Here is an 8,009-nt window from a genome sequence, read left to right on the forward strand (position 1 = left end):
GCAGTCTTCGCAGCAGACGACGAGACCACGAATCCCGCGGTGTCCGAGAAGTGCCTCGTACACCGCGAGGTCTGCTAGGTCTTCCTCGACTGCAAGCCGCTCTTGCGGGTCGAGCGGTTGTCCGGGCTCGATCGCGTCGAGAGCGGCCGAAGGGTCGGCGGGGTCACCGGCGAATGGATCCGGCGGTAGACCTGGAGGCAATTGATCGCGCACACCTCCACGGTACGCAGGACTGGTGGGTCTGCGCCAGCCGTTCGTCGTCCGACACACCGACCCATCCGAATTCTTCGGGTGGTTCACGGGGGTTCGTCGACCCTTCGTGGTGCGCGTTCACGCTGGTTGATCTACAGGCGATACCATGGACAGAAGGCGTGCGGCCGAGCGAGCGCACGCGTCTTTGTTCTCCATCCGTTCTCGAACACACGCCTTTCTTCCGCATCGTTCGTGCGTCGAAGAGATGCACCCAGGCTCTAGGGAGGGCCAGAACCGCATGAGTAGTTCCGGAGCACATGTCCGTACCGGTGGCGACGACCCGAACAAGGTCGCCATGCTCGGTCTGACCTTCGACGATGTTCTGCTGTTGCCCGCTGCATCGGATCTCATTCCGAGTGCAGTGGACACCTCGAGCCAGATAACCCGCGAGATTCGGTTGCGAGTTCCACTCGTCAGCTCCGCGATGGACACCGTGACCGAAGCGCGGATGGCCATCGCCATGGCCCGCGCAGGTGGCATGGGTGTCCTGCATCGCAATTTGTCGCTGCAGGATCAGGCGTCTCAGGTCGAGACGGTGAAGCGATCCGAAGCAGGAATGGTCACCGACCCGGTCACCTGCAAGCCGACCGACACCCTCGCCGAGGTGGACGCCATGTGTGCCCGCTTCCGGATCTCAGGTCTTCCGGTCACCGACGAGACCGGCGCGCTCGTCGGCATCATCACCAATCGCGACATGCGTTTCGAGGTCGACCAGAACCGCCGCGTCGCCGACGTGATGACCAAGGCACCCCTCATCACCGCTCGGGAGGGCGTCACGGCCGAGGCTGCCCTCGGATTGCTGCGTCGCCACAAGATCGAGAAGCTGCCCATCGTCGACGGGCAGGGCGCACTCACCGGGCTCATCACCGTCAAGGACTTCGTCAAGACCGAACAGCACCCCGACGCCACCAAGGACCGCGACGGGCGTCTGCTGGTCGGTGCTGCGGTCGGTGTCGGTCAGGATGCGTGGGCACGGTCGATGGCGCTCACCGATGCAGGCGTCGACGTCCTCATCGTCGACACCGCGCACGGGCACAACTCGCAGGTCCTGGAGATGGTCAGCAAGCTCAAAGCCGAGGTGGGAGAACGAGTTCAGGTCGTCGGCGGCAACGTGGCGACTCGGGCCGGTGCGCTCGCACTCGTCGAGGCAGGTGCCGACGCCGTCAAGGTCGGCGTCGGTCCCGGCTCCATCTGCACCACTCGTGTCGTTGCCGGCGTCGGGGCACCCCAGATCACCGCGATCCTCGAAGCCGTCGCCGCGTGCAAGCCGCACGGTGTGCCGGTGATCGCCGACGGTGGACTCCAGTTCTCCGGCGACATCGCCAAAGCGCTCGCAGCAGGAGCATCGACCGCGATGCTCGGCTCGCTGCTTGCAGGTACCGCCGAATCGCCTGGAGAACTGATCCTGGTGGGTGGCAAGCAGTTCAAGAGCTACCGCGGGATGGGTTCGCTCGGAGCGATGCAAGGACGCGGCGCTGCAAAGTCGTTCTCCAAGGACCGCTACTTCCAGGACGATGTGCTGGCCGAGGACAAACTCGTGCCCGAAGGAATCGAAGGTCGCGTTCCCTACCGCGGACCACTGACCCAGGTTATCCATCAACTGACCGGCGGTTTGCGGGCGGCGATGGGCTATACCGGGGCCAACTCCATCGAGGATCTCCAGAATGCACAGTTCGTGCAGATCACCGCTGCGGGCCTGAAGGAAAGCCATCCGCACGACATCACGATGACGGCCGAAGCGCCCAACTATTCCACGCGCTGACCGGCTTTCGGCCTCGCACTTGAAGATCCACGACACTTCTCGAGAAAGGGGCGCGCGTGCGCGACCTCGTTGAAATCGGCATGGGCAGAGAAGCCCGGCGAACCTACCAGCTCGACGACATCGACATCGTGCCATCGCGCCGTACCCGGTCGTCGAAGGAAGTGTCCACCGCCTGGCAGCTCGACGCCTACCGATTCGACATCCCGGTCCTTGCCCATCCGACCGACGCGCTCGTATCGCCCGAGTTCGCGATCGAGCTGGGTAAGCACGGCGGTCTCGGTGTCATCAACGGTGAAGGGCTGTGGGCCCGGCATTCCGACGTCGAGGCAAAGATCGACGAGCTGGTCGCGATCGCCGAGAACGATTTCGAGGCCGACGCGCCCGTCGCGTTCCTCCAGAAGTTGCACGCGGCCCCGTTGCAGCCCGATCTGTTGGCAGCCGCAGTCGCCAAGGTACGGGCGTCGGGCGTAACCGTCGCCGTGCGCGTCAGTCCGCAGTCTGCGAGGAGCCTCACTCCGGCTCTCGTTGCCGCCGGCATCGACCTGCTTGTCATCGCGGGCACCATCATCTCCGCCGAGCACGTTGCGCACGGAAACGAGGAGCCGCTGAACCTCAAGACGTTCATCGCCGAACTCGACGTACCCGTCATCGCGGGCGGTGTCAGTGACCACCGCACTGCGTTGCACCTGATGCGGACAGGAGCCGCAGGTGTCATCGTCGGGTACGGCTCGGTCGAGGGCGGCACCACGACCGGCGAGGTCCTCGGCATCGGCGTTCCGATGGCTACCGCAATTGCCGACGCCGCCGCGGCGCGTCGGGACTACTTGGACGAGACCGGTGGACGCTACGTCCACGTCATCGCCGACGGTGACATCACCACCTCCGGTGACCTCGCGAAGGCCATCGCCTGTGGTGCCGATGCGGCCGTACTCGGCGCACCGCTGGCTGCCGCTGCCGAGGCTCCCGGCCGCGGGTGGTACTGGCCGTCGGCGGCTGCGCATCCGTCCATGCCGCGAGGAGCGCTACTCCCTGTCGCGACCGAAGACCGTCCGAGCTTGGACCAGGTGCTGCACGGGCCGTCGAGTGAGCCGTACGGTTCGATCAACTTCGTGGGCGGACTGCGCCGCTCGATGGCGAAGTCCGGCTACTCCGACCTCAAGGAATTCCAGAAGGTGGGCCTGAACGTCAGAGCGTGATCTCTGCTGAGCTCGCGAAGGCGCGTACCCGATCCGTCGGGGTACGCGCCTTTTCGGTGTGGTGTCGGGGAGGGTGACCGGCCGGCCGCGCAGGTTGCAGCGAGCGCGCAAGTTGCAACGCGTGCCTGGGCTGGAAGGTGCGCGTTCAGCTCGTGTGGTGTGGGTGTGAACAAACGGACTGAGCCTTGCCTCAGTTGGTGATACCCAGGGTTACAGCTAGACTTGTTGTGTCAGCTGTCACAAGGTTGTAGTCAGTGCGCGGTCTGCTGTCATCTATGGTGTGTTTCGAGTCACATCGGAGTGGGAGTGTGTGCCGCGCTGGCGAAGCCGGCTGCAGTACGTACGAGGCGGAGGTCACCATGAGTTCACAGACCCGGAGTTCACAGACTCGCACAACGGACTACGACGTTCTGATCGTCGGATCTGGATTCGGTGGAAGCGTGACGGCGCTACGCCTCGTCGAGAAGGGGTACAAGGTCGGCATCCTCGAGGCCGGACGGCGATACGAGGACAAGGACTTCGCGAAGACCAGCTGGGATCTGAAGCGATTCCTCTGGGCCCCCAAGCTCGGCTGTTTCGGTATCCAGCGCGTTCATCTTCTGCACGACTGCCTCATCCTCGCTGGTGCAGGCGTCGGCGGCGGCTCGCTGAACTACGCGAACACCCTCTACCAGCCGCCCGAGCCGTTCTTCAAAGACAAGCAGTGGGCCCACATCACCGACTGGAGCAGCGAGCTCACGCCGTTCTACGACCAGGCGACCGGCATGCTCGGCGTGGTGCGAAACCCACACATGACGCCTTCCGATGTCGTGATGAAGTCCGTCGCCGAGGACATGGGCGTCGGCGACACGTTCATTCAGACGCCCGTCGGCGTGTTCTTCGGCGACGAGCCGGGCAAGAAGGTCGACGACCCGTACTTCGGTGGTGTCGGACCGGAGCGAACCGGGTGCATCGAATGCGGCGAGTGCATGACAGGCTGCCGCCACGGCGCCAAGAACACGCTTCTCAAGAACTACCTCGCGCTCGCCGAGAGTGCAGGTGCGGACATCATTCCGATGACCACGGTGAGTGGTCTTCGCGCACTGCCGGACGGGACGTGGGACGTTGCGACCGAGCGGACCGGTACGTGGGTGCGCAAGCATCCGAAGACCTACACAGCGGCCCATGTCGTGCTGGCCGCAGGCACTTGGGGCACGCAGAATCTGCTGCACAAGATGAAGGACGAAGGTGCGCTGCCGCGGTTGTCCGACACGCTCGGTGAGCTCACCCGCACCAACTCCGAGTCGATCGTCGGCGCCGCGAAACTGAAGGTCGATCCCGAGATGGATCTGACCCGAGGCGTTGCGATCACCTCGTCGTTCCACCCGTCGCCTACCACTCACATCGAACCGGTCCGCTACGGCAAGGGTTCCAACGCGATGGGTCTGCTGCAGACGCTCATGACCGACGGCGGCGGGCGGATTCCGCGCTGGCTCAAATTCCTCATCGCCCTCGTCTCCCACCCACTCGATTTCGTCCGCGTGGTCAACACGAAGAACTGGAGCGAACGCACGATCATCGCTCTCGTCATGCAGAACCTCGACAATTCGATCACCACCTTCACCAAGCGTGGTTTGTTCGGTCGCAAGGTCTCGAGCAAGCAAGGCCACGGTGAACCGAATCCGACGTGGATTCCCGAGGGCAACGACGCAACCCGTCGCATCGCGAAGAAGATCGGCGGCGTCGCGGGCGGAACGTGGGGCGAGCTGTTCAACATTCCGCTCACTGCGCACTTCCTCGGAGGATGTGCCATTGCATCCGACGCAGAGCACGGCGTCATCGATCCGTATCACCGCGTCTACGGCTACCCGACGATGTTCGTCGTCGACGGCTCCGCGGTATCGGCCAACCTCGGCGTCAATCCGTCGCTGACCATCAGTGCGCAGGCCGAGCGTTCGGCCGCACTGTGGCCGAACAAGGGTGAGCAGGACCTGCGTCCGCAGCAAGGTTCGACGTACGAGCGGATCGATCCGATCGCACCGAACAATCCTGTCGTGCCGGTCTCTGCGCCTGCTGCGCTGCGACTGCCGATCGTCGAGATCCGCAGCGCCAAGCCCGCCACCACCGGTGCTGCGTGATCGATGTGTGCTGCGTCTTCAGCAGGCATTCGGCCCTACTAGACTGACCCGGTGACCGAATCGCTTCAGCCCGACCCCGCCATGCCCCGGCCAGTTCTCGTCGTAGATTTCGGCGCTCAGTACGCACAGTTGATTGCGCGTCGTGTGCGTGAAGCCAACGTGTACTCCGAAGTGATTTCGCATACCGCGACGGTCGAGGAGATCGCCGCGAAGAACCCGATCGCACTGGTGCTGTCCGGCGGGCCGTCGAGCGTGTACGCCGAGGGTGCCCCCGAGCTCGACGCGAAGGTGTTCGACCTAGACATCCCGGTGTTCGGCATCTGCTACGGGTTCCAGGCGATGGCGCAGGCGCTCGGTGGAACGGTCGCGCACACCGGCACGCGGGAATACGGACGCACTCAGCTGTCGGTGGACGGCGGGGTCTTGCACGACGGTCTGCCTGCGACGCAGCCGGTATGGATGAGTCACGGGGACGCGGTCACCGACGCCCCGGAGGGATTCACCGTTACTGCGACGAGCGCGGGTGCGCCGGTCGCGGCGTTCGAGAACGCGGAGCGTCGACTCGCCGGCGTGCAGTACCACCCCGAGGTGATGCATTCCCCGCACGGGCAGCAGGTGTTGAGCCGGTTCCTGCACGAGACCGCAGGCATCAAGGCAGAGTGGACTGCCGCGAACATTGCGGACGCTCTGGTCGAGAAGATCCAAGAGCAGGTCGGCCCGACCGGGCAGGCCATCTGCGGACTGTCGGGTGGGGTGGATTCCGCGGTCGCGGCGGCACTCGTGCAGCGTGCGATCGGTGATCGCCTGACATGTGTGTTCGTCGATCACGGACTCCTCCGTGAAGGCGAGCGCGAGCAGGTCCAGCAGGATTTCGTCGCCGCGACGGGAGCCAAGCTGGTCACCGTCGACGCCGTCGATACGTTCCTCGGTGCTCTCGACGGAGTGTCGGATCCCGAGGAGAAGCGCAAGATCATCGGTCGCGAGTTCATTCGGAGCTTCGAAGGGGCTGTCGCAGAAGTGCTGGGGGAGAACGCTACCCACGGCGCCGATGTCGAATTCCTGGTGCAGGGAACGCTCTACCCGGATGTGGTCGAATCCGGCGGCGGCTCCGGCACCGCAAACATCAAGAGCCACCACAACGTCGGCGGGCTGCCGGACGACTTGCAGTTCAAGCTCGTCGAACCTCTGCGGACTCTGTTCAAGGACGAGGTTCGCGCGGTCGGACGTGAACTGGGCCTGCCCGAGGACATCGTCGGCCGGCAACCGTTCCCCGGTCCCGGTCTGGCGATTCGCATCGTCGGTGAGATCACCCGCGACCGTCTTGCGACGCTGCGTCAGGCAGATTCGATCGTGCGTGAGGAGCTCACCGCAGCCGGACTGGACCAGCAGATCTGGCAGTGCCCGGTGGTCCTGCTTGCCGACGTCCGCAGTGTCGGTGTGCAGGGCGACGGTCGTACGTACGGCCATCCCATCGTGCTCCGGCCGGTATCGAGCGAGGATGCGATGACCGCGGACTGGACGCGGTTGCCGTACGACGTGCTGGAGACCATTTCGACTCGGGTGACCAACGAGGTGTCGGAGGTCAACCGAGTCGTTCTCGACGTGACGAGCAAGCCGCCGGGCACCATCGAGTGGGAGTGAGCGAGAGCCTTACTTGCCCTTGCGTTTAGGGGCAATCAGTAGGGCCAGTCCGACGACGATGGCTGCGACGACGAACACCCAGCGGAACTGGACGTTGCCGAGAGCCTCGAGCGCGGATGGCCCTATCAGGGCGCTGACGCTGACGATCAGTGCTGCCAACCCGACGAGGAACAGCAGCGCCGATGGGCGGGTTCGTGCCCTGTTCTGTTCGGGTGTGTCCTCGTCACTGTCTCCGTACTGCCACGTCTCAGCCACGGTCAACCTCCAGGTTTCCGGCCCGGACAGATCCATCGATTGTCAGGATCGGTGAATCTTCGGACGAATTTCCTTGTTGGACAATACCGCTGGGTCCGCACGACGCCTCGGCGAAGACCGCCTCGCAGTCGGTGACGATGTTCATCGATTCGGGTACCAGGATGGTGGCGTTGCCTGCGGCGACAGAGACGGCGATCGTTGTGTCTTCGGTCAGGTCCAGTCCCCGAAGGTCGAGTTGTAGGTCACCCCATTGCACGGTGTAGCTCGATTGCAGTTCGGCGACGGTGGTCGGCGCGTGGACCTGCTGGCCCGCGTATTCATCGTTGAACGAGATCGGTCCGACGATCGATGCGAGGACGACGAAGCCGAGCAGCGGTCCGGCCACGATCAGCAAGCCGTATCCCTTGCGTAGGAACGCACCGAGCAGCAGCCCGATGGCGACGACGGTGAGTCCCACCGCGGCGATGCGTGCCGGCGTCAACCATTCCGATCCCGTCGCGGCAGCGACGCCGCCGGTGATGGCGGTAGCGAGGAGGGCAAGTCCGATGAAGCTGGACGTCCACCGCGATCGCTTCTTCTTCTCCGCCACGTCGGGCACATGTACCGCAGTCGGCTCGGGTAGATCCCAGGCGAAGGGTGCGACGCCGAGCGGGTCCCACGACGGTGGTGTCGGTTCCGCGGCAAGTGTCGATTCCGTGTTCGACTTGTTCAGATCCACCGTGGTCGGCTCGGCCTGCGCGTCGGGCGCCTTCGGCGGCGTCGGGACGTAACTCTTGGGCAGCGTCG

General features: G+C 64.6%; 6 protein-coding genes and 1 pseudogene. 4 read left to right on the plus strand and 3 right to left on the minus strand.

The window, feature by feature from the left end; translation table 11 throughout:
* A partial coding sequence (locus A2J03_RS26905; RefSeq protein WP_197480988.1) for a DUF5319 family protein occupies positions 1–213 on the minus strand: 213 nt, incomplete at its 3' end.
* Positions 214–490: 277 nt separating this feature from the next.
* On the opposite strand from A2J03_RS26905, the gene guaB reads away from it, so the two are divergent.
* The 4 genes from guaB (at position 491) to guaA (ending at position 6,968) form a co-directional block, all read left to right on the plus strand.
* Positions 491–2,014 carry an IMP dehydrogenase gene (gene guaB / locus A2J03_RS26910; protein ID WP_197480989.1) on the plus strand — a complete coding sequence of 508 codons (1,524 nt, stop codon included), beginning with the start codon at positions 491–493 and terminating at the stop codon, positions 2,012–2,014.
* 56 nt (positions 2,015–2,070) lie between these two features.
* The gene (locus A2J03_RS26915; protein ID WP_068380447.1) at positions 2,071–3,210 is read left to right on the plus strand and encodes a GuaB3 family IMP dehydrogenase-related protein; all 1,140 of its coding nucleotides are present in this window, start codon (positions 2,071–2,073) and stop codon (positions 3,208–3,210) included.
* A 359-nt stretch (positions 3,211–3,569) separates the two neighbouring features.
* Complete coding sequence (locus A2J03_RS26920) at positions 3,570–5,327, plus strand: GMC oxidoreductase (protein ID WP_068380454.1); 1,758 nt, start codon at positions 3,570–3,572, stop codon at positions 5,325–5,327.
* A gap of 81 nt (positions 5,328–5,408) precedes the next feature.
* Positions 5,409–6,968: a glutamine-hydrolyzing GMP synthase gene (gene guaA / locus A2J03_RS26925; protein WP_068380455.1), complete on the plus strand. Its 1,560-nt coding sequence runs from the start codon at positions 5,409–5,411 to the stop codon at positions 6,966–6,968.
* A gap of 9 nt (positions 6,969–6,977) precedes the next feature.
* Here the strand turns inward: guaA and A2J03_RS26930 are convergent, their stop codons facing one another.
* Both A2J03_RS26930 and A2J03_RS31350 read right to left on the minus strand, forming a co-directional pair.
* The gene (locus tag A2J03_RS26930; protein ID WP_197480990.1) at positions 6,978–7,223 is read right to left on the minus strand and encodes a hypothetical protein; all 246 of its coding nucleotides are present in this window, start codon (positions 7,221–7,223) and stop codon (positions 6,978–6,980) included.
* Positions 7,216–8,009: pseudogene (locus A2J03_RS31350) on the minus strand (PspC domain-containing protein); the annotation flags it as partial. The gene A2J03_RS26930 and the pseudogene A2J03_RS31350, both read right to left, overlap by 8 nt.

Source organism: Rhodococcus sp. EPR-157 (assembly GCF_001647195.1).
In the GTDB taxonomy this organism is placed as follows: Bacteria; Actinomycetota; Actinomycetes; order Mycobacteriales; family Mycobacteriaceae; genus Rhodococcoides.